This window comes from Hydrogenophaga sp. SNF1, assembly GCF_034421675.1.
Taxonomy (GTDB): domain Bacteria; phylum Pseudomonadota; class Gammaproteobacteria; order Burkholderiales; family Burkholderiaceae_C; genus Hydrogenophaga; species Hydrogenophaga borbori.
This window is the reverse complement of the sequence record NZ_CP139793.1, coordinates 818,303-841,036: the sequence shown is the minus strand read 5'-3', so window position 1 is coordinate 841,036 and position 22,734 is coordinate 818,303. Positions and strand designations below refer to the sequence as shown.

Below are 22,734 nucleotides of genomic sequence, written 5' to 3'. Positions count from 1 at the left end.
AGGAGTGTGCACACTTTGGCGCACCCCATCGCCGATCCCGCCTCAGTGCGCCAGCCGCTCCGAGCGCCGGCCCGCGTGGTCCCGGCTGGTGGCCAGCATGCGCAGCAGCGCGCGGTTCACCTGCTCCAGCGTCAGTTCGTGGCGGCGGCACAGGGTCTCCATGCGGTCCAGCCGCTCCGGGTCACCCATGGCGCGCGCGATGTCCAGCAGCGGGAAGTAGGGGCCGTCGTGGCGCAGCACCGCGTCGGTCACGCGGCCCGCCAGGGGCAGGCGGTGCAGCAGGTCGGCCAGGGGCTGGTGCAGCAACAGGTCAAGCTGCGAGAGCGCCGCGGTCGTATAGACCTCGGCGCGCAAGAGGTCGTCCGAGCCGGTGGCCAGCAGGTGCTGGGCCAGGCGCGAGCGCATCACCATGGCGTAGCGCACGGGCTGCAGGTCGATGTCGGGCTCGGCCTCCGGCACCTGCTCGGTGAGCCAGCGGCCCAGTTCGCGGAAGCCCAGCATCATGATGGCGTGGCGCAGCGAGCCGATCTCGCGCCGCAGGCCGTAGGCCGCGGAATTCACCAGCATGAGGATGCGGTAGATCAGCACCGGGTCCTGGCGCACCACGCGCTCCAGGTACTCGACCGAACATTCCTCGTCGTCGATCGCCTGCAGCACCTGGCGCACCACGCGCGCGTCGTAGTGCAGCGGCTGGCGCTTGTGGGCGCGCAGCACATCGACGGCGGGCCAGCCGAGCACGGCGGCGGCCTGGGCCTGGTCCAGCACCTGGCGCAGGCGCTCCTGCGTGTCCACGCCTTCCACCATCTGGCCGGGCATGGGCTCGATGCGATCAAGGGGCTCCAGCCTGAACAGGTTGCGGTGATCCACGCCCGGCGTCGGCCGCCCGTGCAGCGCGCTCCAGTCGCCGTGGCGCACCAGCAGGTGGCCGTTGCGCCGCGCGAGCGACAGGCGCGCCAGCGTTTCCTGCGCGCCGAACAGCGAGGCCGGCACCTCCAGCAGGGTGTTGCGCACCGGCGGGCAGGCCAGGGCCTGCTGCAGCAGGCGCGGCGTCTGCAGCGACAGCAGCAGCGGCGGCGCGCCCTCGGGCCAGTCGTCGCCGATGGCCTGCAGCAGGTGGTGGGCGTCCACGCCCTCGGGATGGATGGCGCGCACGCACAGGCGCACGCCCGCGAGCTCGCGCGCGCGGCTCCACAGCGGCACATAGGCCATGGCGACGCTGTCGAGGACGGTGTGCGCTTGCATCAGCATGGTGATTCGTCAGCGCGCTTATTTGATGTAGTCGAACAGGGACATGCGCTGCACGGTGGCGTAGGCCTGAAGGCCCGCGTTGAGCGCGAGCTCCTTGTTCTTGAAGTCGGAGATGCCCTTGACCATGTCCAGGTCGACCAGGCGCGATTCCTCCAGCTCCAGGTCGGTGCTGCGGTTGTTCATCAGCAGGTCCATGGAGTCGGCGCGGTTGAGCCATTCGCCGGCGCGCCCGCGCGCCAGCAGCACACGGTCGTGCCCGGCGTCCACCTCGGTGAGGGCGCGCCCCAGCGCCTGGGTGCGCAGGGCCGATTCGCCCGCGCCCTGGTAGCGCAGGGCGTCGATGGCGCCCTGCACGACGGAGAAGATGTCGGTGGTGCCGGTGGCGGGGGCGAGGTCGATGCGGTCGCCCGCGGTCGGCTGGCCGTTCATCTCGAAGGACAGGCCATCGAAGGCCACGGTCTTGCCGGCCTCGTAGGGCACGCCGGCATGGCCCGCCACGGGGGTACCCGTGGTGGTGTTGGTGATGGTGTATTGGATGACGCCGCCCACGTCGGCGAAGTCCACGCGGTAGTCGTCGCCGGTGAGCGCGGAGGCGTCGGTCACCTGCCCCACGCTGGTGTTCACGCCGCCGGTGTTGCTGGTGGGCAGGCTCAGGGTGAACGAGCCATTGCCCTGCGGAATGCGCATCCAGATGGCGTCGCCGTCAAGCGACTGGGGCAGGGTGCCGTCGCCCGCGGCGGGTTGGCCGCGCTGGCCCTCGAACTGCACGCCAGCGCCGCTGGGCCCGTACAGGTCGACGAAGGGCGTGGGCGCGCCACCCAGGCCGCCGTACAGGGTGCGTCCGTTGCTGTCGGTGCGGTTGGCCACGGCCAGCAGCTGCTCGCGCAGGCCTTCGAGCTGGCGCGCCACGTCCTCGCGCTCGGCGTCGGCGAAGCTGGGGTTGCCGGCGGACACGAGCAGGTCGCGCACGCGCTGGATCAGCTCGCCCGATTCGGCCAGGCCGGACTCGGCCTGCTGCAGGCTGGTGCGCGAAGCGTCCAGCGCGCGCAGGTCGGCCTGCACCCGCGTCATGCGGTTGCGGGCCGACTCGGCCAGCGTGGCGGCCACGGGGTCGTCGCTGGCCTTCATCACGCGCTTGCCGCTGGAGATGCGCTCCTGCTGCTTGGCCAGGTCGTACTGGCGCGTGGCGAGCTGGTCGATGGTGCGGTCGAACTGGTTGGCGGTGGCGATGCGGAAGCTCATGGCGATCAACGTCCCACGGTTTGCAACAGGCTGTCAAAGGTGCTCTGCGCGATCTGCAGAAACTTGGCCGAGGCCTGGTAGGCCTGCTGGAATTGCAGCAGCCGCGCGGCTTCTTCGTCGAGGTTGACGCCGGACACGTTGCTGCGCGCCTGCTCGGCCGCGGTGGCCACGCCGGCCGAGAAGTCGGCCGCGAACTGCGCGCCCTGCACGCGCGTGCCCAGGTCGGAGAACAGGCTGACGTAGCCGTCGGACAGCGGCACGCCGTCGAAGGTGGCGAGGTCGCGCAGGGCCAGCATGCCGCTGGCGTTGCCGGCGCTCTGCGCGATGGCGTTGGACGGCGAAGCGCCGATGGAGAAGCTGTCGCCGGCGGTGGGGTTGCCGCGCAGCGTAAGGCTCCAGCCATTGAGCACGATGGCCTGGCCGGGCTTGAAGTTGTAGCTCGGCGGCGGGCCGGCGTTGTCGGGCGGGGGGTTGCCCGGGCCCAGGCCGGTGGCGCTGAAGCTGCCGTCGGCGTTGAAGGTGATGGTGACCGGGTCGGTGAGGTTGGCCGAGTTGTCGACCGCGTAGAGTTTCTCCACGCTCAGGCTGCCCGAGTTGCCGGTGCCGGGGGTGACCATGACCGGGCTGGCCACGGCCAGCTGCTCGGGGGCGTCGATGGCCACCTGCAGGTTGCGCGCCGCCGCCTCGAATGGCCGGATGCGGAAGCGGTCGCCCGGCACGGCGCCGGCCGCGTCCACCTGGAAGCTCAGGCCATCGACCTCGGCGGGCAAGGCGCCCACGCTGGTGGTGTTGCCGTCGCTCAGGCGAACGATGCTGAAGCCGCCGGCCTCCACGCGCAACTCGTAATCGGAGGCGATGAGCGCCTGCGGGTCGCTCACCGCGGCGCTCACCTGGCCGGTGCCACCGTTGGCCGGCGAGGCCAGGCCCTTGGCGGCGGCGGGCGGCACGAAGAAGTTCTGTCCCGGGTTGCCCTTGAGGTCCAGGCCCAGCGCGTGCTGCTGGTTCACCAGGCTGGACGTGGCCAGCGCGATGCGCCCGAGCTGGTTGGCCGCGGCCGCCAGGTCGTCGTTGAGGAAGCGCACCACCCCCGCCAGTTCGCCGCCGCCCAGCGAGCCATCGGCCAGCGCCGTGGACACCCCGCCCTGCACGAAGTTGATGGTGATGCGCGACGAGTCCATGGGATCCGTCTGGGCCGCCAGCTTCGCCGCCTGCGCGCCCAACACCAGCGGCTGGCTGCCGGCCACGAACACGTTGACCGAGCCGGCGTCGCCGGGCACGGTGCTGATCTGGACCTTGTCGCTCAGCTGGCGCAGCAGCTGGTCGCGCTGGTCGTACAGGTCGTTGGGCGTGTGCGCGGTGCCGGCCGTCTCGATGATGCGCTGGTTGACCTTGGCCAGGTCCTGCGCGATGCGGTTGATGTCCTCGGTGACCGACTTCACCTGCTGCTGCGTGGTGTTGCGCATCAGGTCGAGCTGGCCCGCGCTGTCGCGCAGCCGGCTGGCGAATTCGTCGGCCCGAGCGATCACCACCGTGCGCGCCGTGAGGTTGCCCGGCGCCGAGCTGAGGTCGGTCCAGGCATTGAGCATGTCGTTGAGCGCCACGCCCAGGCCCTTCTCGCCGGTGGGGAACACGGTCTCCAGCTGCTCCAGGCGGGCCAGACGCGCCGCGTCCGCCGCGGCCACCGAGCCGGTCTGGCGCGCCTCGCGCGTGAGGTACTCGTTGTGGGCGCGCTCCACCGTGGTCATCTCCACGCCCTTGCCGAAGTAGCCGCCACCGGTGAACTGGTAGCCCGCGCTGGACAGCACCACCGTCTGGCGCGAGTAGCCGGGCGTGTTGACGTTGGCGATGTTGTGGCCGATGACCTGCAGCGCCGCCAGGTTGGTGTTGAGCGCTCGGGTGGCGATGTTGAGTGAGGACATGGCTCAGGCTCCCCTTCAGCCTTGCGCACGCTGAAGGCTCAGCGTGGTGTTGATGGCCCGGCCAAGCTTCTCGGCGTAGGACGGGTCGGTGGCGTAGCCGGCGCGCTGCAGGCCCTTGGCGAAGCCCTGAACGGAATGCAGCTGATCCATCACGCCCTCGTAGCGCGGGCTGTTGCCGATCAGGCGCGCGTAGTCGCGGAAAGACTCCTCGTAGGAGTCGTAGGCGCGGAACTTGGCCGTCACCTTGCGCGGCTCTCCATTGATGTACTCGGTGGTGGTGACCTCGGCGACCTTGCCGGTCCAGCCGCCCGTGGCCTTGATGCCGAACAGGTTGTGCGCGGGTGAGCCATCGGCGTGGCGGATCTCGCCACGGCCCCAGCCGCTCTCGTGCCCGGCCTGGCCCAGCATGAAGGCGGCGGGAATGCCCGATTCGCGCGCCACCGCCTGCGCGGCGGCGCCGTGGCGCTCGACGAACGCGCTCTGGCGTTCGCCGGCGCTGGCGCGGCCCACGGTGCTGGGCGTGGCCGGGGCGTCGGGCAGGGCCTGCGCGCCGGACATGCGCCCGGCGAGCTGGCGCTCGATGGCCTCCGACAGGCCGCCCGGCAGGCCGGTGAGCTTCTGCGCGAACTGCTGGTCCAGCAGGTCGGTGCCCAGGTTCTCGCCCTCGCTGTCGAACAGGCCGCTCTTGCTGGTGGCTTCGCGCATGCTCTTGATGAGCTCGCGCATGAACAGGGCCTCGAACTGCTTCGCGGCTTCCTTGAGCGCGGCCTTGCTGTCGCCCGCGCCCTTGAGCGCGTTGAGCGCGTTCGGGTCGGCGGCGAGGCCGCTCGGCGAGGTGAAGGCGCTGCTGCCGATCATGGCCGTCAGATGATCTCGAGCTCGGCGTTGAGCGCGCCGGAGGCCTTGATGGCCTGCAGGATGGCGATCAGGTCCTGCGGCGTGGCGCCCAGGGTGTTGAGCGCCTTGACCACCTCGCTGAGCTGCGCGGCCGGTCCCATGTGGATGAGCGAACCCTTGTCCTGGCTGATCTGGATACTGGCCTGCTCGCGCACCACCGTTTCGCCGCCCGAGAACGGTGCGGGCTGGCTGATGACGGGCGTGCTACTCACGCTCACCGACAGGTTGCCGTGCGCCACGGCCACCGGGCCGAGCGTGACCGCCTGGTTCATGACGATGGAGCCGGTGCGCGCATTGATCACGACCTTGGCGCTGGGCACGCTGGATTCGATGCGCACCTCTTCCACGCGCGCCAGGAAGGCCACACGCTGGGAGGGGTCGGTGGGTGCGTTCAGGCGCACCACGCGGCCGTCGACGGCGCTCGCGGTGCCGGCGCCCAGGGCCTTGTTGATGGCGTCGGTGACGCGGCTTGCCGTCTGGAAGTCGTTGCTGTTGAGGCCCAGGTCCAGCGTATTGCCAGCGTGCAGCGAGGTCGGCACGGCGCGCTCGACCTGGCCGCCGCCCGGGATGCGGCCGGCGCTCAGGTGGTTGATCTGTACCTTGCTGCCACCGGCGGCGGCGCCCGCGCCGCCGACCATGAGGTTGCCCTGCGCGAGCGCGTAGATTTCGCCGTCGGCACCGCGCAGCGGCGTGACGATGAGCGTGCCGCCGCGCAGCGACTTGGCGTTGCCCATGGAGGAGACGGTGACGTCGATGGGCTGGCCCGGCTGCGCGAAGGGCGGCAGCTCGGCCGTCACCATCACGGCGGCCACGTTCTTGAGCTGGGGGTTGGCGCCGGGCGGCAGCGTCAGGCCGTATTGCTGCAGAAAGTTGGCCAGGCTCTGCCCGGTGTAGGGCATCTGCGTGGTCTGGTCGCCGCTGCCGTCCAGGCCCACCACCAGGCCGTAGCCCGTGAGCATGTTGCTGCGCACGCCCTGCACCGCGGCGATCTCTTTCACGCGCACGCTTTGCGCGGCGGCGGAAAAAGTCGCCAGCGCAACACAAATCAGCATCAAGTGGCGCAGGCGGTGGACGATATTCATGGCATCAGCAAGTGGTCAAACCCAGGGAGGCCGCGGAGCCGGCTGTGCCGGGTCGCTGGTGCCGCCCCTTGGGGGTCGCGCGAAGCGCGGCGGGGTATCGCATGATCGCGTGCCCTAGAACGGCAGAACGCTCAAAAAGAAGCGCGCCAACCAGCCAATTGACATGGCTTCACCCTGCGCGCCGCGGCTGCGCGACTCGATGCGCGCGTCGGCCACCTGGGTAGAGGGCACCACGTTGCCGGGGCGGATGCTGCGCGGATCGACCGTGCCGGAGAACCGCATGACGTCCACGTTGGCGTTCACGCCGATCTGCTTCTCGCCGACGATGCGCAGGTGACCGTTGGGCAGCACCTCCTGCACGGTGGCGGTGATGGAGCCGCTGAAGTTGTTGTTGCTCGAGGTCGTGCCGTCGCCCTTGAAGTTGTTGCTGCTCTGGGCGCCGAGGTTGGCCTTGCTCCAGGGCGTGGTGCCGCCGAACAGGGGGATGGCGCTGATGCTCGCCGAGGCGTCGGCGCTGCGGTCGATGGAGGCCGAGGAGTTCTGGCTCGCGGTCACGCGCTCGGTGATCTGCACCGTGATGATGTCGCCCGGCAGGCGCGCGCGCGGGTCTTCGAAGGCCGGACGGTAGGTGGCGGCGCGGAACAGGCCGCCGGTGGGCGCGGCAGAGGCCACCTGCAATGCCTGCTCCTGCTGCACGTACTGCACCGGCTTGGCGGGCACCAGGTCCACCGCGGGTTCGTTGCGCAGGGTCTGGCAGCCGCTGGCCAGCACGGCCAGGGTGAGCGCAAAGGCAAGGCGGATCATGGCGGTCCTCACAGCTGCGCGAGCTTCTGCAGCATCTGGTCCGAGGTCTGGATCGACTTCGAGTTCATCTCGTAGGCCCGCTGCGTCTGGATCATGTCCACCAGCTCCTGCACCACGTTCACGTTGGATTGCTCGGTGTAGCCCTGCATGAGCACGCCCATGCCGGTGGTGCCCGGCGCGCCGTTGACCGGTGCGCCCGAGGCCACGCTCTCGCGGAACAGGTTCTGGCCCATGGGCTCCAGACCGGCCGGGTTCACGAAGTTGGCGAGCTCGATCTGGCCGACCTGCTGCGGCTGGGTCTGGCCCGGCAGCTTGACCGTGACGATGCCGTCGCTGGAGACCGTGACGCTTTCGGTTTCGGCCGGCAGCGTGATGCCCGCGGTGAGCGGGAAGCCGCTGCTGGTGACCATGCGGCCCTGCGCGTCGCGCTGGAAGCTGCCATCGCGCGTGTAGGCCGTGGTGCCGTCGGGCATCTCGACCTGGAAGAAGCCGGCGCCGTTGACGGCCACGTCCAGCGCGTTGCCCGACTGCTGCAGGCTGCCCTGCGTGAAGTTGCGGCTGGTGGCCACGGTGCGCACACCCAGGCCGATCTGCAGGCCCGTGGGCAGCTCGGCCTGCTCGGCCGCGTTGGCGCCCACCTGGCGCAGGTTCTGGTACATCAGGTCTTCGAACACCGCGCGCGAGCGCTTGAAGCCATTGGTGCTGACGTTGGCCAGGTTGTTCGAGATGACGTCGAGCTGGGTCTGCTGCGCCGTCATGCCGGTCTTGGCGATCATGAGGGAGTTGATCATGGGAAGCTCCGTGCTTAGCCGTTGACGTTGAGCAGCTGCGAGGCGCTGCGGTCGTTGCCTTCGCCGTTCTGCAGCATGCGCATCTGGTATTCGAACTGCCGCGAGGCCGCGATCATGCCGACCATGGCCTCGACGGGATTGACGTTGGAGCCTTCGAGCGCGCCGTCTTGCAGGCGCGCCACCTCGCTCGTGGGCAAGGGGTTGCCCTCGGGGCCGCGGAACAGGCCGTCGTCACCGCGCTTGATCGGGTTGTCGGCGTCGGGCACCACCATCTTCAGGCGGCCCGCCACCTGGCCGGGTTCGTTGCCCACGCGCGTGCTGACGCTGCCGTCGGCGCCGATGTCCACGCGCGCGTTCTCGGGAATCACGATGGGGCCACCGTCGCCCAGCATGGGCAGGCCGCTGGCGTTCACCAGCGTGCCGTCGGCGTTCACCTGCAGCGCACCCGCGCGGGTGTAGGCCTCGGTGCCGTCCAGGCCCTGCACCGCGAACCAGGCGTCGCCTTGCGCGGCAACGTCCAGGTTGCGGCCGGTCTGCTGCACCGAGCCCGCCAGGTTGGAGTGGCCGGCCGTGGCCTCGAGGGCGAACACGCGGGTGCTGGCACCGTCACCGCGGATGGGCACGGCGCGGAAGGTGGACAGCTCCGCGCGAAAGCCCGTGGTGGACACGTTGGCCAGGTTGTTCGACAGCACCTGCTGGCGGTGCGCCGCCGCGCTGGCGCCCGTCATGGCGGTGTAGATGAAGCGGTCCAAGCACAAGTCCTTTCACTCGCCTGCCGCGCCAGCAGCGCTGGCCACGGCGGCTTGAAAGGATTGTGGAAATTCTTGAGGGGAGCCGATGCCCCGAACAACAGGGAGGTGGCCCACCAATTCGGCGCTTCAGGGACCGCCGGCCCGACGCAGGCGGCGGCCTACTTCTGAATGTCCAGCGAGCGGATCGTGTAGCGTCCCGTCGACCGGAAGCTGGTGTACTCGGTCTGGAAGGCCACGCCCAGGTCGGCAACCCAGACGTACTTCATCTTGTTCACCACGACGCCGCTCGCCCCCGTCTTGGTGCATTCCAGGGGAATCCCCTGGCCACTCAGGCCGGCGAACAGAGTCGCGGCCGGCACGGCCGGACCCGCGACGCAGACCCGTTTTTCGTCGGTGAATCCAGCGATCTGCGGAGCCAGGCCGGTCTTGGCCTCCATGGTGTAGCTGCGTCCCGCGACCGGCTTGCCCAGCGAGCGGTCGAACACCGTCAAGTCCTTGGTCTCGAAGGGCTGCTGCGCCGTGGGCCGGTCGAGGAAGCTCGTCTGCGAGCGCAGGATGTGGATGTTGCCAAACATCAGCGCCATGTTGATGCGGTACGGCACGCCATTGCGGGCGTACTCCGATCGCTGCTGGATGTAGCCATCGCCCAGGTTGGTGATGGCGTAGTCCGCCGCCAGCTCCAGCTTGCGGCCTTCCTCGTCGAAGTCGGCAGACACGCGGTAGCGGATGCGCTTGAACGGGGCGGCGGGCAAGCGTTCGCCCGCCTCCAGCACCGTCTTGACCTTGGGCGGCAGCTGGGCGGGCGTGAACTGCTGAGCCATGTAGGCTTCGCTGTCGGTCACCACGGTCTTGGTGTCCACGGCGGCACAGCCGCCCAGCGCCGCCGCGACGGCCAACACCAGCAAACGAGCACGCAGATCGGAAGCCAGAGGCATCAGGGGTCCTTTTTCTTGACGATCGGAGGGGCTTGCGGGCCCGCCAATCCCTCGCGGGGACCCGGGGCCGCGGGGATTCTAGGACGGCCTTTTGGGCCCGCGCCTCCGTGTCAACCCGGTGCGCGGCCAGGCCAGTGCACGATCAGCGCATGTTCAGCAGCGTGCTGAGCACCTGGTCCTGCGTCTTGATGGTCTGCGCGTTGGCCTGGTAGGCGCGCTGCGCGGTCATCATGTTGACCAGCTCGGCGGTGATGTCGACGTTGGAGTCCTCGGTGGCGCCGGCGCGCAGCGCGCCGAAGTTGCCGGTGCCCGGCTCGCCGCGCAGCGGTTCGCCCGACGAGTAGGTGGCCGTCCAGTTGCCGCCACCGGTGGGCTGCAGGCCCTGCGCGTTGCGGAAGTTCACGAGCGCGATCTGGCCGGCCGCGCGCGTCTCGCCGTTGGAGTACTGGCCGGTGATGATGCCGTTCTCGCTGATCTTCAGGCCCAGGAACTGGCCGGGCCGGTAGCCGTCCGGGTCCAGCTCGGTGACGCCGAAGGCGGTGCCGGTCTGCGTGACGTTGACGAAGTCCAGCGTGGCGGGAAAGGTCAGGGCCGGGTCGTTGGGCGAGGCCAGCGTGAGCGGCGGGATCACCGAGGCCGGGTCCAGCGAGCCGTCGTTGTTGAAGGTGAGGGTGAAGGGGGTGGACAGCGCGGGATCGGCACCGTTGACGCCGGTGTAGACCTCCCAGGTGTTGTTGCCCACCTTGCGGAAGGCCATGGACACGGGGATCTCCAGGCCCTGGTCGTCGAAGGCGACGAAGGAGGTGCCGTAGGTGGACAGCGGCGTGGGCGGCGTCACCGTGTTCCACACCGGCGCGCGCGCGTCCAGGTTGAACTCGGCCGTGACGTTGCTGGTGCGCTGGGCCGGGATCGGCGCGCTGGTGGGCAGGGTGAGCGGCTGGGTGTCGAAGCTCAGGCGGTTGCCCTGGGGGTCCGTGGGATAGCCCATGAGCTGCGCGCCCTGGTGGTTGACGATCTCGCCCTGGTCGTTGAGCTTGAACATGCCAGCGCGGCTGTAGGCCGTGCTGCCGTTGGGCATGGTCAGCTCGAAGAAGCCGGCGCCGTTGATGGCCACGTCCAGGTCGTTGCCGGTGATGGTGATGTTGCCCTGGGTAAAGCTCTGCGTGACGGCCGCGACCGACACGCCAATGCCCATGTTCACGCCGCCCGCCGCGTTGACCGAGCTCGCGTAGACCTCGGCGAACTCGGCGCGCGAGGATTTCATGCCCACCGTGTTGCCGTTGGCGATGTTGTGGCCGATCACGTCGAGGTTCTTGCTCGCGCTGTTCAGGCCGGAGAGTCCTTGCTGGAATGCCATGGTGTGTCCTTGCGTTGCGGAGTCGCGGGTTACATGAACGTGGTGATCTTGTCGTAGCCGACCGTGCTGCCGTTCTGCAGCTGAAGCTGCATCTGGCCGTCCTTCATGCCGACCGAGGTCACCGTCAGGCGGCTGTACATGAACGAGCCGACGGGCGCGCCGCCGTTGGAGGCGCGCACGCGGTAGCTGGCCACCTCGTTGGGATTGAACTCGCTGCCGTCCCAGTTGAAGGAGTGCTGGCCCGCGGTGAGCGCGCCGAAGTCCAGGGTGTCGATCACCTGGCCGGACTTGTCGAGCACATCGACCTGCACGCTGTCGGCCGGGGCGTCGAGGCGGAACGCCGCCTTGCCGACCGTGCCGTCGAAACCGAAGGTCTTGCCCTCCACCAGGGCCTCGCGGCCGATCAGCGACAGGCCCTGCAGGTTCTGCATGGCCGAGAACTGCGTGGCCATGCCCTTGAGCGTGGTGTTGAGCGACTCGATGCCCGCGACCGTGTTGATCTGCGTCATCTGCGTCGTCATCTGCGCGTTGTCCATCGGGTTCATCGGGTCCTGGTTGTTCAGCTGCGCGACGAGCAGCTTGAGGAACCGGTCCTGCGTGGCCTCGGCGCCGGTGGCGGCCGTGGCGGACTTGGCGGTGGAACTGCCCGGCGTGTTGCCGAGGCCGGACAGGTCCAGGGGATTGGAGAACATCATGGTGGGGCGTCCTTGAACGGAATCACTGGCCCATCTGCAGCGTCTTGAGCAGCAGGCTCTTGGCGGTGTTCATCACCTCGATGTTGTTCTGGTACGAACGCGAGGCGGAAATCATGTTGACCATCTCCTCCACCGGGTTGACGTTGGAGTGCGTCACGTAGCCCTGCGCGTCGGCATTCGGGCTCAGGGGGTCGTGCACCCGGCGTCCCGGCGTGTCGCTCTCGGTGATGGTCTGCACCTTCACGCCCGCGCTGCCGGCATCGCCCATGGCGACGGTCTGGAAATGGATCTGGCGGGCCTTGTAGGCCTGACCGTCCGGGCCGGCCACGGCGTCGGCGTTGGCCAGGTTGCTGGCCACCACGTTCAGGCGCTGCTGCTGCGCGCTGATGGCGCTGCCCGAGACGTTGAAGATGTTGAACATGGACATGGCGAAGCCCCCTCGGTCACTGGCCGGTGATGGCACTGAGCATGGTCTTCACATGCCCGTTGATGAAACGCAGCGTGGACTCGTAGCGGATGGTGTTGTCCACGAAGTTGGCGCGCTCGCGGTCCAGGTCGACCGAGTTGCCGTCCTGCGCGGGCTGTGTCTGCACGGCGTAAGCGAGCTGGGGGTCGCCCGGGTGCGCGCCCACGCTGCGGAAGTGGCGCGCATCGGTGGTGGCGGCGCCGGCGGTGCCGCTGCCCGTGGCGTCCTTGAGCGCGGCGGCGAAATCGAAATCGCGCGCGACGTAGCCGGGCGTGTCCGCGTTGGCGATGTTGCTGGCCAGCACCTGCTGGCGTTGCGAGCGCAGCGACAGCGCCTGGGCGTGGAAGTCCAGCCGGCTGGTCATCTGTTCGAACATGCTCACCCCCTGGGGCGGGTTGTCGGGGCCGGCCTCGGGACGAGCCCATGGCCGGGGCGTGCAGCGATTGTCAAAAGACTTGAGGGCCGCAGAAGCGCGGAACAAACGGGTGCGAATCGGGCAATTCGCGGCTTTGCCCGGGCGCGGGCCGGCCTACAGTGCCCCCTGACACCCTGTCCGTGGAGCCGCCATGAACCCACCCGCCCTGCGCCTGTTGATCGCCGTCGTCTTCGGCCTGAGCTTGCTGGCCGCGTTCTCCTCGTCCGCCCACGCGAACGACAACAGCGGCCTGGAAAAGCTCGCGCGCGATTTCCTGCAGCCCGCCGTGGACCAGGCCCTGGCCGAGCAGGCCGGCACGCCGCTGCGCGCCGAGGTGCAGATGGGCTCGCTGGACAACCGCCTGCGCCTGGCGCCGTGCAACGCCATCGAACCCTTCCTGCCGCCCAACGGCCGCCTCTGGGGCCGCAGCCGCGTGGGCCTGCGCTGCGTGGACGGCCCCACGCGCTGGGCCGTCTACCTGCCCGTCACCGTGCAGGCCTTCGGGCCGGCCTGGGTGCTCAAGGCGCCGGTGCAGTCCGGCGAGACCCTGACGCAAGAACACGCCGAGCGCGCCGAAGTGGACTGGGCGGCCCACCCCTCGATGGTGCTGGCCCTGCCCGAGCGCTGGGTCGGCCAGCAGGCCGCGTATGCCCTGACGCCGGGCCAGGTCATCCGCGAGAATATGGTCCGCGCCCCGCAGGCCTTCGAGGCCGGCACCCCGGTGAAAGTGAGCGCGGGCGGCAAGGGTTTTGCCATCACCGTGGTGGGCCAGGCGCTGAACGCCGGCCTGGTGGGCCAGAACGCCCGGGTGCGCCTGCCCAGCGGCAAGGTGGTCAGCGGCGTGGTGCGGGCCGATCAGGTGGTGGAAGTGCCCCTGTGAGGCGGGCCCACGCCGATGAGCGGTAGAAAAAGCGCCTTAAAACACTAAAGTTCCAGGGATCGAGGTCGATACAACGTGCACATGACCCTGCCATCAGGGTTTGGAGCGTGACATGAAAGTCGATTCGTCAACGGATTCCTATATTGGCTCCGTGGCCGGTGGCCCCGCCAAGGCGCCCGTGGGCCCGAGCGAGGCCGCGGCCAAGCCGGCCGGCGCCAGCGCGCCGCAGCCCGGCGTGACCGTGACCCTGTCCTCGGCCGCCGCCGTGGGCGGTGCCACGGGCAGCGAGGTGTTCAACGCCGACAAAGTGGCGGCCGTGAAGCAGGCCATCGCCGACGGCACCTTCCAGGTGAACCCCGAAGCCATCGCCGACAAGCTGCTGGCCAACGCGGCCGAGATGCTCAACGCCGCCCGCGGCTGAAACCCACCATGAACGAGGCCCGCGCCCCGCACCCCTGGATCGTGCTGCTGCACGAGCGGCTCGACGCCCTGGAGCGCGCGCTGCTGCAGGGCGACGCCCTGGGCGCGGAACACGCCAGCGGCGCGGTGCAGGCCGCGTTGCAGGAAGCGCCGCGCACCCTCGAACTCAAAGACGGCCACGCGCGCGAGCTGCACCAGGCCGCCCAGCGCTTCGCCCAGCTGCGCGCCGCCACGGTGCGCGCCGCCGCGCTCAACGAGCGCGCCCTGGGCAGCCTGCTGCCCGACCACCTGCAAAAGCCCACCTACCAAGGTCTGGGCAAGCCGGGCGCGCGCCGCTACGCGGGCGCCTGAGCCCTCCCCCCTTTTCCCTTCCGGCCTTCAGCGCGTCGGCGCCACCGCATCGCGCGGTCTGGGCGCGCCGGGCGCCAGCGACAACGGCCGCTCGACCGCGAGGAACAGCGCCGCCGATGGCAGCAGCGTGAGCGCGAACATCACCGGCATCAGGGCCCAGAAGAACCACGAACCGAACGCCGCGCCCGGCATGAGCACCGACATCGCGAGGAAGGCGGCTTTCAGCGCGAGACCGTGGATCAGGTAGTACGAGTAGCTCATGTTGCCGAGCCAGCGCAGGGGCGACCATGAGAACAGGCGCGCCAGCGGGGCCTGCGGCGCGCGGAAGCAGGCCAGGCACAGCAGGAAAAAGCCCAGGCACAGCGACAGGGCGTCGAGCGCGGCGCCGACGGTCCCGTCCCAGGGGAACAGCGTGCTCATCAGGCCCAGCGCCAGGGCCAAACCGCCCACCAGGGCGGACGGCGTGGGCACGCGCGGGGCGGTCACGGCCTCGAACAGCAGCATGCCGGCGATGAACAGGGCCAGCCGCACAGGGCCCCCGGCCAGGGCGCAGTACACCAGCAGCGCCGCGCCGGTGCCCACGAACAGCGCCGAGCGCCACCGCCCGCTGCGCTCGCGCAGGCCCAGGCCGGCGATCACCAGCGGGAGCACCAGGTAATAGAAGAGCTCGTAGCTCAGCGACCAGGCCACCGTGATCATGGGTTCGATGGGGAACAGGCCGGGCAGCAGCAGGAAGTTCTGCAGCAGGTAGACCAGGGCCTCGCCGGACTCGGACGGGATCTTGCTTTCGGCGGGGAACAGGTAGGACAGCGCCACGTACAGCACGAACACCACGGTGAAGGCGGGGTACAGGCGCTCGATGCGGCGCGCCATGAAGCGCATGAAGGGCTGGCGCCGCGAGATCAGCGAACCGTAGATGAGGTAGCCACTGAGCACGAAGAACAGGTCCACCCCGGCGTTGCCGACGGTGTGCAGGGCCTCGGCCAGCGGCAGCGCGGCGGCCCCGTCGATCAGCCAGTCCCCCACCAGCGTGGCGTAGTGCACCAGGAACACCAGGAACACGGCGAAACCGCGCAGGCCCTCCATGGGCCGCACGTTGTGGGCGCTGCCGCGCGACAGCTCGAAATAGGGGCTGAGCCAGGGCATGGGGTGTTTCAGTGGGGGACCGTCCGGCACGGGGCGCGATTGCACCAGCATTCGCCCGCCCGCGGCAGGGGCATCACCCCCAGCACGGGGGATTCGGCGACACCCGGGCGTGAATTGCGTCACGCCGAAGCGGTTCGATTGGACGGATCGGGATCAGAAAACCCAAACCACACGACCGCAACGCTCACCGAACGGGTCGCCACTCAGCGCCCGGCAGTCCAGCTGCGCTGGACGCCAACCCCAGCCGCCCACCCTTCGCGCCCATGATTTCGACAAGCCCGTCCCTGTCCTGCCCCAAAACCCAACAGCTCGACCACTTCCTGGCCACGCCCACGCCCCAGAGCCTGCTCGAGCCAACGCCCAAGCGCAGCCGCGACCAACAACCCGTCTACGCGACCCGCCGGGCAGACGGCCGCTTCCAACTCTATGCGCTGACCTCCATTGCGCCGATCGGCCATCCGCGCCCGCGCGGGGGCGACCTGGGCGAGTTCCTGGACGAGCTGGCCTCCGAGATTCGAGCCCAGAACGGCAAGCAGGCCGACAACGCCGTGCGAGAAATGCGCCTCACGCTGCGGCCATGCGATTGGCGGACCCACCCACCAACGGTGCGGGACTTGCGCCGGCTGAATGCCAGGATGAAACAAGCCCTGGACGACAAGCCCGACGCCTCACCGGAGGAAACGAGTTTCCGACAACGGGCGCGCTCGACGGTCGCGATCAACACGCTTCAGGACGCCCTGAACCAGAGGCTGAGGACCTTGTCCAAGGGCGATCCTCGGCGCGAGGCCCTGAGGCAGGCGGGCCAGTTGCTGCTGGACGGGCTGATTCAGCCGGACGCCACCCTCTCGCTCAAGGGCCTCGCCGTCGACAGCATCCACTGGCTGCACGGCAGCGGGCTCCTGACCCGCTTTGCCCACCTGCGGGACGGCATGGACCCGCCGCTTGAACGCCTGATCGCGCCCGAGGCCGCGCAGCACCTGCTCGATCCCTTGCGGCTGCCCACCATCCGAACGCTGATGCTGGTCTGACCGGGGCGCCAAACCCCGGCCCGGCCCTTCAATGCTCCCGCAGCTTCGAGCGCAGCCGCGCGATCGACTGGCTGTGCAGCTGGCACACGCGCGATTCGGTCACGCCGAGCACGGCGGCGATTTCCTTCAGGTTCATGTCGTGCTCGTAGTACATGCTCATGATGTGCTGCTCGCGCTCGGGCAGGGTCTTGATCGCCCCCACCAGGGCCATGCGCATGCGCTGGTCCTGCAGCACGGACGAGGGGTCGGCCTCGTGGTCGCCCATGTGGCGGTCGAGGAAGCCGTCCTCGTCGTCGCCACCACCGCCGCTGATGTCCTCCAGGTACACCAGCTGCGTGCCGCGCACCTTGGCCAACAGGGTCTGGTAGTCCGCCAGGGTCAGGCCCATCTCGGCCGCGATCTCGCTCTCGCGCGGCGGGCGGTGCAGCTTTTGCTGCAGGCGGTGCACGGCCTGCTCGATGTCCTTCTGGCTCTTGCGCGAGCCGCGGCTCATCCAGTCGCCGTCGCGCAGCTCGTCGATCATGGCGCCGCGGATGCGCTGGCTCGCGAAGGTCTCGAACTGCACGCCCTGCGAGGGCTCGTAGCGGGCAATCGCCTCGGTCAGGCCGATCATGCCGACCTGGATCAGGTCGTCGAGCTCCACGCTCGGGGGCAGCTTGGCGATCATGTGGTGCGCCAGGCGACGGACCAGGGGGCTGTACTTGCGCAGCTGGTCCTCGCGGTTGAGCGTGCCTTTGGCGGTGTACATCGTCAGCTCCAGAAGGGAATGGCGGCCCCGGCGTGCGCGCCGCGGGCGGGTGAGCGGTAGGGAACGAAGGCCGGCGCATCGGCGCAGACGAGCGCGGCGTCGGGCACGCGCTGGCCCCAGGCGGGGCGCGTCCACACCGGCGCCTTCAGCTCCAGGTGGCGGCGCGCGCAGTCGACCACGTTGGCCAGCACCTGCGGCTGCGCCTCCAGCGGTGCGAGCACCGGGTGCAGGCCGGCGCCGTGCAGCCACTTGAGCGCGCCGTAGGCGTCGATGCTGGCCTGCGGCTGCGGCACCACCGGCACCATCACGCGCGCTTTCACGCCGCCCAGCAGGCTGGCCAGCATCTGGGCGGGCGCGTACAGCAGCAGCAGCGCGCCGGCCGCGAAGGGGGCGAACAGGCGGGTGAGCGCGGTGTCCGCGCCGGCGGCCGCGGCCGTGGCCAGCAGGCTCTGCAGGCCTTGCGCGGCGGGCATCACCAGCCAGTCGGTCGGATCGCCCGGGCGGGCGTCGGCGCCCAGGTTCACCACGCCGGCGTCGGCCAGCGCGTGGCTCAGGCCACCGCTGTCGCCGCGCTCGGTGGCGCAGGCGTCGATCACCACCACGCGCTGGCCGGCCTCCGTGAGGTCCATGGCCAGGCGGCAGAGCCACTCGAAGCCGCGCGAGGGCATCGCCGGGCTGGCCAGGGGCATCAGCGCGGGTCCGCCATGGCGGGCCTGGGCCTCGAGCCGCAGGCCGGCGGCCTGGTCGACGCCGAAATCAAACATGCAGGCCCCCGAGCGGCATGCCGCGGCCACCGGACTGGGCGAAGTAGAAGCCCATGTCGGTGCTCGCGGGGTCGAAGGCGGACTTGCCGGCCGTGCCCATGCTGAGCTTGACCAGCGTGGCGGGGTCGGCGCCCTGCCAGTCTTCGGGCACGCGCTGGCCGTTGGCCACGCCGCGCACCGTCACCTGGTGGCGGATGGCCGCGTCCAGCGCGGGGCCCAGCTTCACGGCCTCGTCCACCTTGGAGAGCACCACGCCGTGCAGCTTGTCGGCCTTGAAGGCGGCCAGGGTTTCGTCGATGGCGTCGCCCTGCGCGCCGGCGTTGAGCACCAGCACCTTCTTGAGCGCGGGCACTTCCAGCACGTCGAGCATGTCCTGCACGCGCTGGTCGCGCTGGCCCAGGCCGGCGGTGTCGATGATGACCAGGCGCTTGCCCGAGAGCAGGCCCAGCAGGTCCTTGAGCGCGGCGCGGTCGTGCGCCAGGTGGGCCACCACACCCAGCATGCGGCCGTAGGCGCGCAGCTGCTCGTAGCCCGAGACGCGGTAGCTGTCCAGCGTGATGAGGCCCACGCTGCCGGCGCCGAACTGCTTGACGCACTGCGCGGCCAGCTTGGCGGCGGTGGTGGTCTTGCCCACACCGGTGGCGCCCACCAGGGCGACCACGCCGCCCTCTTCCGTGAGGCCGGCGCCTGCCGCGCTGACGCGCAGGTTGCGCTGGATCGCATCCATCACCCAGCGCAGCGACTCGCCGGCGCCAGCGTCGGCGGGCAAGCGCTCCAGCAGGGCGCGCGCGAGCTGCGGCGAGTAGCCGGCGCGGATGAGCTTGTGCATCAGGCTCGACTGGATCGGGTTCTGCTTGCTCGACCCCAGCCAGGCCAGGGTGTTGAAACGCTCCTCGATCATGTCCTTGAGGGCGGAGATCTCCACCGCCATGCGGTTGTCTTCCTGCGTGGCGAAGCGCGCGGGCGGCGCGGTGTCCTCGAAGGCGTTCTCGCGCGTGCGGATGGGCGGCTGCGCGCGGCGCGCCGGCTGGGCCATCTCGGGTGGCTCGTTGTAGCGCTGCACCGGCACCATGATGGGATCGGCCGGCTCGGCGATGAGGGGCTTGGCCGGCGCCACGGGGGCCGCGCTCGCGGCCTGCGCGGCCACCATGGGCGCGGCGGACTCGCCCATCTGCTCGCGGCGCTTGCGCAGCATGCGCTCGCGCACGTATTCCTGGAACGACAGCGTGCTCATCGCCATGGCCTCGGTGTCGCTGCCCACCGAGCTCTGCGCCACGGCCGCCTTCGCGGCACTGGCGGCCGGCGCGGCGGCGGGCTGGGCCGCGGACGCGATGCCCGCCAGGCTTTCCTCGGCCGCGGCCATCACCTCGAAGCCGTCCGCCGTCTGGCGGGTCGAGAGGATCACGGCGCTGTCGCCAAACTGGCGCCGCGCCTTGGACATGGCCTCGCGCGAGGTGGGGGCGATGAAGCGTTGGATGTTCATGAGGTCAGTTCCAGAAGAAGGCATTCAGGAAATCAGGCGGCCAGCTGGCCCAGGATGGGACCGATGCGGATCAGGTGGGTCTCGGGGATTTCGCTGTGCGCCAGCACCTGCAGGCGCGGCGCGGCGCGGCGCAGCAGGCGGGCCATGGCGCTGCGGATGGCGTCGGGCACCAGCAGGCAGGCGGGCACGCCCTTCTCTTCCTGCTTGTTGGCGATGTCGGTGGCGGACTGGCTCAGCATCTCGGCCACGCCCGGGTCCAGCGCGCCGGCGTTCTGGCCGGACAGGGCCTGCATCAGCAGCCGCTCCAGACCGGGCTCGATGGCGATCACCTCGAGCTCTTTCACCGGGCCGTAGATCTGCTGCACGATGGCCGGCGACAGCGCCATGCGCACGCGGCGCGCCAGCTCGTGCGGGTCGGTCACGTGCACCGCGTGCTCGGCGATGGATTCGATGATGCTGCGGATGTCCCGCACGTGCACGCCTTCCTCCAGCAGCAGCTGGAGCACTTTCTGGAAGGTGGCAACCGAGACCATCTTGGGCACGACTTCTTCGATCAGCTTGGGGGCCAGGCGGGTCACGTGTTCGACCAGTTCCTGGGTCTCCGTCCGGCTCAGCAGCTTGGCCGCCTGGACTTGCATCAAGTGTGAAAGATGGGTCGCCAGCACGGTCTCGGAATCAACCACGGTGAAACCGGCCATTTGCGCCGTTTCCTTCTGGCGCTCGTCGATCCAGTGCGCAGGCAGGCCGAACGCCGGGTCGGTGGTGGGCGTGCCGATCAGGGGTGTGTTGATGCCACCCGGGTCGATGGCCAGCCACATGCCAGGGAAAACCTCGCCCTCGCCCACCACCACGCCGCGCAGGGTGATGCGGTAGGCGCTGGGGTGCAGCTCCAGGTTGTCGCGCACGTGCACGGGCGGGGGCAGGAAGCCCACGTCCTGCGCGAACTTCTTGCGCACGCCCTTGATGCGCGTGAGCAGGTCGCCCTGGCGGTTCTTGTCCACCAGCGCGATCAGGCGGTAGCCCAGCTCCAGGCCCAGCAGGTCCACGGGCTGCAGATCGTCCCAGCTGGCCTCGCCGTCGTTGGCGGGGCCGGCCGCGGCGGCGGCGGACGGGTCGGCCTTGGGCGCGCGCTCCTGCTGGCGGCGCCAGTAGGCCAGGCCGCCCAGCAGGGCCGCGAACATCAGGAAGAACAGGTGCGGCATGCCAGGAATGACGCCCAGCAGGAACAGCACCGAGGCCGTGATGCCCAGCACGCGCGAGGACAGGAACATCTGCTGCGCCACCAGGCCGCCCAGGTCCTCGTCCTTGCCCACGCGCGAGACCACCATGGCCGCGGCCACCGAGATCAGCAGGCCCGGGATCTGCGCCACCAGCGCGTCGCCCACCGCCAGCAGGATGTAGTTGTCCGCCGCCTGGCCCACCGACAGGCCGTGCTGGGCCATGCCAATGGCGAAGCCGCCGATGATGTTGATGATCAGGATCAGGATGCCGGCGATGGCGTCGCCGCGCACGAACTTGGAGGCGCCGTCCATGGAGCCGAAGAACTCGGCCTCCTCGCCCACCTCGGCGCGGCGGCGCTTGGCCTCCTTCTCGTCGATCAGGCCGGCGCCCAGGTCGGCGTCGATGGCCATCTGCTTGCCGGGCATGGCGTCCAGGGTGAAGCGCGCCGACACCTCGGCGATGCGCTCCGAACCCTTGGTGATGACGATGAAGTTGATCACCACCAGGATCACGAACACGATCAGGCCGACCGCGAAGTTGCCGCCGATGAGGAAGTGGCCGAAGGCCTCGATCACCTCGCCGGCCGCGCCGGGGCCGGTGTGGCCCTGCAGCAGCACCACGCGCGTGGAGGCCACGTTGAGCGACAGGCGCAGCAGCGTGGTGAGCAGCAGCACCGTGGGAAAGACCGAGAAGTCCAGCGGCCGGCGCATGTAGGCCGCCACCATCATCACCACCAGCGCCAGCGCGATGTTGAGCGTGAAGAAGGTGTCGAGCAGCCAGGGCGGCAGCGGCAGCACCATCATCGAGAGGATGGTCATCACCAGCATGGGCGCGGCCAGGCCGCCGGCCAGGGCGCCGTGGCGCTTCAACCATTGCTGCAAGGCGTTCATTGGTCAGCCTCCTGGGGCTTCTTCTTGAAATGCGGGTCGAGTTCGGGCGGCACCTGCGGCTGCGGGTCGGCCGGCATGCGGCCCTGGCCGTTCATGGCGGCCTTGAACTGGTAGACCCAGGCCAGCACCTGGGCCACGGCGGTGTAGAGCGCGCCCGGGATTTCCTGGTCGATTTCGGCGTGCGCGTACAGCGCGCGCGCCAGCATGGGCGACTGCAACACCGGCACGGCGTTGGCCTTGGCCACGTCGCGGATCTTGAGCGCCAGCAGGTCCGCTCCCTTGGCGATCACGCGCGGCGCGGTCATGGTGGCGTCGTCGTAGCGCAGGGCCACGGCGTAGTGGGTCGGGTTCATCACCACCAGGTCGGCCTTGGGCACGGCGCGGATGCTCTGGCGCTGGGCCAGCTGGCGCTGGCGTGCCCGGCGCTGGCTCTTGACGTGCGGGTCGCCCTCGGCTTCCTTGTGCTCGCGCTTGATCTCGTCGTGCGACATGCGCAGGCGGTGCTTGTGCAGAAAGCGCTGGGTGGGCACGTCGATGGCGGCCACCACGCCGATGACCAGCAGCAGCAGGCCCACGCCCATGGCCAGCCACTGCGCGAGCTGGCCGATGCCGGTTTCCAGCGGGCGCATGAGCAGCGTCGCGAAGGCCTCGGCGTGACCGGCAATGAACTGGCCGGCCACGATCAGCACCACGGTGGTGATGCCGACCAGCTTGAAGGTCTCGACGAGCTGCTGGCGCGAGAACAGGCGCTTGAAACCCGACAGCGGGCTGATGTTGCTGAGCTTGGGCTCGATCGGCTTGGTGCTGAGGGCGACGCTGCCGGCGGCGATGAGGGCCACCACCGCCAGGGCGATGACCAGCAGGCCCAGGGGCAGGTAAACGATCAGGGCCTGGGCGGCGTTGTCCGACAGGCGCTGGAGCATGAGCTCGGGCGTGCGCACGCTGGCGTTGTCGAAGCGCAGCTGGCCGGCCAGCGTGTCGCGCAGGCGGGCAAAACCGGTGGGCGCAAGGCCAAACAGCACCAGCATGCCGCCGCCGAGCACGGCGAGGTTGGACAGGTCCTTGGAGCGCGCGACCTGGCCGTCATCGCGCGCCTTCTTCAGGCGCTGCGGCGTCGCTGGCAGGTTTTTGTCTTGGCTCGAGGAGTCCACGGTTCAGGCTCTGGGAAGTGAGCCCGATTGTGGAAAGCCGAAGGAAAAA

23 protein-coding genes are annotated in these 22,734 nt (G+C 69.8%); 4 read left to right on the top strand and 19 right to left on the bottom strand.

What is annotated here, in order from left to right:
• Window positions 1–42: 42 nt before the first annotated feature.
• From SOM08_RS04070 to flgB, 13 genes are all read right to left on the bottom strand, one after another.
• Window positions 43–1,248, bottom strand: coding sequence for an HDOD domain-containing protein (locus tag SOM08_RS04070; RefSeq protein ID WP_116958437.1), 1,206 nt, complete (start codon window positions 1,246–1,248; stop codon window positions 43–45).
• 18 nt (window positions 1,249–1,266) lie between these two features.
• Window positions 1,267–2,490: a flagellar hook-associated protein FlgL gene (gene flgL, locus SOM08_RS04065; RefSeq protein WP_322470103.1), complete on the bottom strand. Its 1,224-nt coding sequence runs from the start codon at window positions 2,488–2,490 to the stop codon at window positions 1,267–1,269.
• Window positions 2,491–2,495: 5 nt separating this feature from the next.
• Entirely contained in the window at window positions 2,496–4,409 is a 1,914-nt protein-coding gene (gene flgK / locus SOM08_RS04060) for a flagellar hook-associated protein FlgK (RefSeq protein ID WP_116958439.1), read from the bottom strand.
• Between the two features lie 15 nt (window positions 4,410–4,424).
• The gene (gene flgJ / locus SOM08_RS04055; RefSeq protein WP_116958440.1) at window positions 4,425–5,267 is read right to left on the bottom strand and encodes a flagellar assembly peptidoglycan hydrolase FlgJ; all 843 of its coding nucleotides are present in this window, start codon (window positions 5,265–5,267) and stop codon (window positions 4,425–4,427) included.
• A 5-nt stretch (window positions 5,268–5,272) separates the two neighbouring features.
• Window positions 5,273–6,388 (bottom strand): flagellar basal body P-ring protein FlgI, encoded by a 1,116-nt coding sequence (locus tag SOM08_RS04050; protein WP_116958441.1) that lies wholly within the window; start codon window positions 6,386–6,388, stop codon window positions 5,273–5,275.
• A gap of 114 nt (window positions 6,389–6,502) precedes the next feature.
• Window positions 6,503–7,192 carry a flagellar basal body L-ring protein FlgH gene (locus SOM08_RS04045; RefSeq protein WP_322470102.1) on the bottom strand — a complete coding sequence of 230 codons (690 nt, stop codon included), beginning with the start codon at window positions 7,190–7,192 and terminating at the stop codon, window positions 6,503–6,505.
• An 8-nt stretch (window positions 7,193–7,200) separates the two neighbouring features.
• Window positions 7,201–7,983, bottom strand: coding sequence for a flagellar basal-body rod protein FlgG (flgG, locus tag SOM08_RS04040; RefSeq protein ID WP_070401007.1), 783 nt, complete (start codon window positions 7,981–7,983; stop codon window positions 7,201–7,203).
• Between the two features lie 14 nt (window positions 7,984–7,997).
• On the bottom strand, window positions 7,998–8,735 hold the full coding sequence (flgF, locus tag SOM08_RS04035; RefSeq protein WP_116958444.1) for a flagellar basal-body rod protein FlgF: 738 nt from the start codon (window positions 8,733–8,735) through the stop codon (window positions 7,998–8,000).
• Between the two features lie 158 nt (window positions 8,736–8,893).
• Entirely contained in the window at window positions 8,894–9,670 is a 777-nt protein-coding gene (locus SOM08_RS04030; RefSeq protein ID WP_322470101.1) for a hypothetical protein, read from the bottom strand.
• Between the two features lie 142 nt (window positions 9,671–9,812).
• Window positions 9,813–11,027, bottom strand: a complete 1,215-nt coding sequence (gene flgE, locus SOM08_RS04025) for a flagellar hook protein FlgE (protein ID WP_116958446.1) — start codon at window positions 11,025–11,027, stop codon at window positions 9,813–9,815.
• A gap of 29 nt (window positions 11,028–11,056) precedes the next feature.
• The gene (locus SOM08_RS04020; protein WP_116958447.1) at window positions 11,057–11,722 is read right to left on the bottom strand and encodes a flagellar hook assembly protein FlgD; all 666 of its coding nucleotides are present in this window, start codon (window positions 11,720–11,722) and stop codon (window positions 11,057–11,059) included.
• Window positions 11,723–11,744: 22 nt separating this feature from the next.
• Window positions 11,745–12,149, bottom strand: coding sequence for a flagellar basal body rod protein FlgC (gene flgC, locus SOM08_RS04015; RefSeq protein WP_070401003.1), 405 nt, complete (start codon window positions 12,147–12,149; stop codon window positions 11,745–11,747).
• 16 nt (window positions 12,150–12,165) lie between these two features.
• On the bottom strand, window positions 12,166–12,564 hold the full coding sequence (gene flgB / locus SOM08_RS04010) for a flagellar basal body rod protein FlgB (RefSeq protein ID WP_070401002.1): 399 nt from the start codon (window positions 12,562–12,564) through the stop codon (window positions 12,166–12,168).
• Between the two features lie 190 nt (window positions 12,565–12,754).
• Between flgB and flgA the strand changes: the two genes are divergently transcribed.
• The 3 genes from flgA (at window position 12,755) to SOM08_RS03995 (ending at window position 14,254) form a co-directional block, all read left to right on the top strand.
• Window positions 12,755–13,483 carry a flagellar basal body P-ring formation chaperone FlgA gene (gene flgA, locus SOM08_RS04005; protein WP_239478255.1) on the top strand — a complete coding sequence of 243 codons (729 nt, stop codon included), beginning with the start codon at window positions 12,755–12,757 and terminating at the stop codon, window positions 13,481–13,483.
• Between the two features lie 112 nt (window positions 13,484–13,595).
• The gene (gene flgM / locus SOM08_RS04000) at window positions 13,596–13,904 is read left to right on the top strand and encodes a flagellar biosynthesis anti-sigma factor FlgM (protein WP_116958448.1); all 309 of its coding nucleotides are present in this window, start codon (window positions 13,596–13,598) and stop codon (window positions 13,902–13,904) included.
• Window positions 13,905–13,912: 8 nt separating this feature from the next.
• Complete coding sequence (locus SOM08_RS03995; protein WP_070400999.1) at window positions 13,913–14,254, top strand: hypothetical protein; 342 nt, start codon at window positions 13,913–13,915, stop codon at window positions 14,252–14,254.
• A 27-nt stretch (window positions 14,255–14,281) separates the two neighbouring features.
• Here the strand turns inward: SOM08_RS03995 and SOM08_RS03990 are convergent, their stop codons facing one another.
• Entirely contained in the window at window positions 14,282–15,400 is a 1,119-nt protein-coding gene (locus SOM08_RS03990; RefSeq protein ID WP_116958449.1) for an acyltransferase family protein, read from the bottom strand.
• A 263-nt stretch (window positions 15,401–15,663) separates the two neighbouring features.
• Here SOM08_RS03990 and SOM08_RS03985 point away from each other — a divergent pair, with 263 nt between their 5' ends.
• Window positions 15,664–16,428, top strand: a complete 765-nt coding sequence (locus tag SOM08_RS03985; RefSeq protein WP_116958450.1) for a hypothetical protein — start codon at window positions 15,664–15,666, stop codon at window positions 16,426–16,428.
• Between the two features lie 28 nt (window positions 16,429–16,456).
• Here SOM08_RS03985 and SOM08_RS03980 read toward each other — a convergent pair whose 3' ends face one another.
• From SOM08_RS03980 to SOM08_RS03960, 5 genes are read right to left on the bottom strand one after another with little or no spacing between them, the layout of a single operon-like run.
• Window positions 16,457–17,176 (bottom strand): RNA polymerase sigma factor FliA, encoded by a 720-nt coding sequence (locus tag SOM08_RS03980; RefSeq protein ID WP_070400996.1) that lies wholly within the window; start codon window positions 17,174–17,176, stop codon window positions 16,457–16,459.
• 2 nt (window positions 17,177–17,178) lie between these two features.
• Window positions 17,179–17,940 (bottom strand): hypothetical protein, encoded by a 762-nt coding sequence (locus SOM08_RS03975; RefSeq protein ID WP_322470100.1) that lies wholly within the window; start codon window positions 17,938–17,940, stop codon window positions 17,179–17,181.
• Window positions 17,933–19,423, bottom strand: coding sequence for a flagellar biosynthesis protein FlhF (flhF, locus tag SOM08_RS03970; RefSeq protein WP_116958452.1), 1,491 nt, complete (start codon window positions 19,421–19,423; stop codon window positions 17,933–17,935). Before flhF ends, SOM08_RS03975 begins: the two co-directional genes overlap by 8 nt.
• A gap of 32 nt (window positions 19,424–19,455) precedes the next feature.
• Window positions 19,456–21,534, bottom strand: a complete 2,079-nt coding sequence (gene flhA / locus SOM08_RS03965) for a flagellar biosynthesis protein FlhA (protein ID WP_116958453.1) — start codon at window positions 21,532–21,534, stop codon at window positions 19,456–19,458.
• Complete coding sequence (locus tag SOM08_RS03960; protein ID WP_322470099.1) at window positions 21,531–22,685, bottom strand: EscU/YscU/HrcU family type III secretion system export apparatus switch protein; 1,155 nt, start codon at window positions 22,683–22,685, stop codon at window positions 21,531–21,533. The genes flhA and SOM08_RS03960 overlap by 4 nt, the downstream gene beginning before the upstream one ends.
• Between the last annotated feature and the right edge of the window lie 49 nt (window positions 22,686–22,734).

Coding starts and splice junctions, on each gene's coding strand:
- flgA (WP_239478255.1), top strand. CDS start 12,755: ATGAACCCACCCGCCCTGCGCCTGTTGATCGCCGTCGTCTTCGGCCTG.
- flgC (WP_070401003.1), bottom strand. CDS start 12,149: ATGTCCATGTTCAACATCTTCAACGTCTCGGGCAGCGCCATCAGCGCG.
- flgL (WP_322470103.1), bottom strand. CDS start 2,490: ATGAGCTTCCGCATCGCCACCGCCAACCAGTTCGACCGCACCATCGAC.
- SOM08_RS03995 (WP_070400999.1), top strand. CDS start 13,913: ATGAACGAGGCCCGCGCCCCGCACCCCTGGATCGTGCTGCTGCACGAG.
- SOM08_RS03980 (WP_070400996.1), bottom strand. CDS start 17,176: ATGTACACCGCCAAAGGCACGCTCAACCGCGAGGACCAGCTGCGCAAG.
- flgJ (WP_116958440.1), bottom strand. CDS start 5,267: ATGATCGGCAGCAGCGCCTTCACCTCGCCGAGCGGCCTCGCCGCCGAC.
- flhA (WP_116958453.1), bottom strand. CDS start 21,534: ATGAACGCCTTGCAGCAATGGTTGAAGCGCCACGGCGCCCTGGCCGGC.
- SOM08_RS03990 (WP_116958449.1), bottom strand. CDS start 15,400: ATGCCCTGGCTCAGCCCCTATTTCGAGCTGTCGCGCGGCAGCGCCCAC.
- SOM08_RS03985 (WP_116958450.1), top strand. CDS start 15,664: ATGATTTCGACAAGCCCGTCCCTGTCCTGCCCCAAAACCCAACAGCTC.
- SOM08_RS04050 (WP_116958441.1), bottom strand. CDS start 6,388: ATGAATATCGTCCACCGCCTGCGCCACTTGATGCTGATTTGTGTTGCG.
- SOM08_RS03975 (WP_322470100.1), bottom strand. CDS start 17,940: ATGTTTGATTTCGGCGTCGACCAGGCCGCCGGCCTGCGGCTCGAGGCC.
- SOM08_RS04070 (WP_116958437.1), bottom strand. CDS start 1,248: ATGCTGATGCAAGCGCACACCGTCCTCGACAGCGTCGCCATGGCCTAT.
- SOM08_RS04020 (WP_116958447.1), bottom strand. CDS start 11,722: ATGATGTTCTCCAATCCCCTGGACCTGTCCGGCCTCGGCAACACGCCG.
- flgK (WP_116958439.1), bottom strand. CDS start 4,409: ATGTCCTCACTCAACATCGCCACCCGAGCGCTCAACACCAACCTGGCG.
- flgM (WP_116958448.1), top strand. CDS start 13,596: ATGAAAGTCGATTCGTCAACGGATTCCTATATTGGCTCCGTGGCCGGT.
- flgB (WP_070401002.1), bottom strand. CDS start 12,564: ATGTTCGAACAGATGACCAGCCGGCTGGACTTCCACGCCCAGGCGCTG.
- SOM08_RS04030 (WP_322470101.1), bottom strand. CDS start 9,670: ATGCCTCTGGCTTCCGATCTGCGTGCTCGTTTGCTGGTGTTGGCCGTC.
- flgG (WP_070401007.1), bottom strand. CDS start 7,983: ATGATCAACTCCCTCATGATCGCCAAGACCGGCATGACGGCGCAGCAG.
- flhF (WP_116958452.1), bottom strand. CDS start 19,423: ATGAACATCCAACGCTTCATCGCCCCCACCTCGCGCGAGGCCATGTCC.
- flgE (WP_116958446.1), bottom strand. CDS start 11,027: ATGGCATTCCAGCAAGGACTCTCCGGCCTGAACAGCGCGAGCAAGAAC.
- SOM08_RS04045 (WP_322470102.1), bottom strand. CDS start 7,192: ATGATCCGCCTTGCCTTTGCGCTCACCCTGGCCGTGCTGGCCAGCGGC.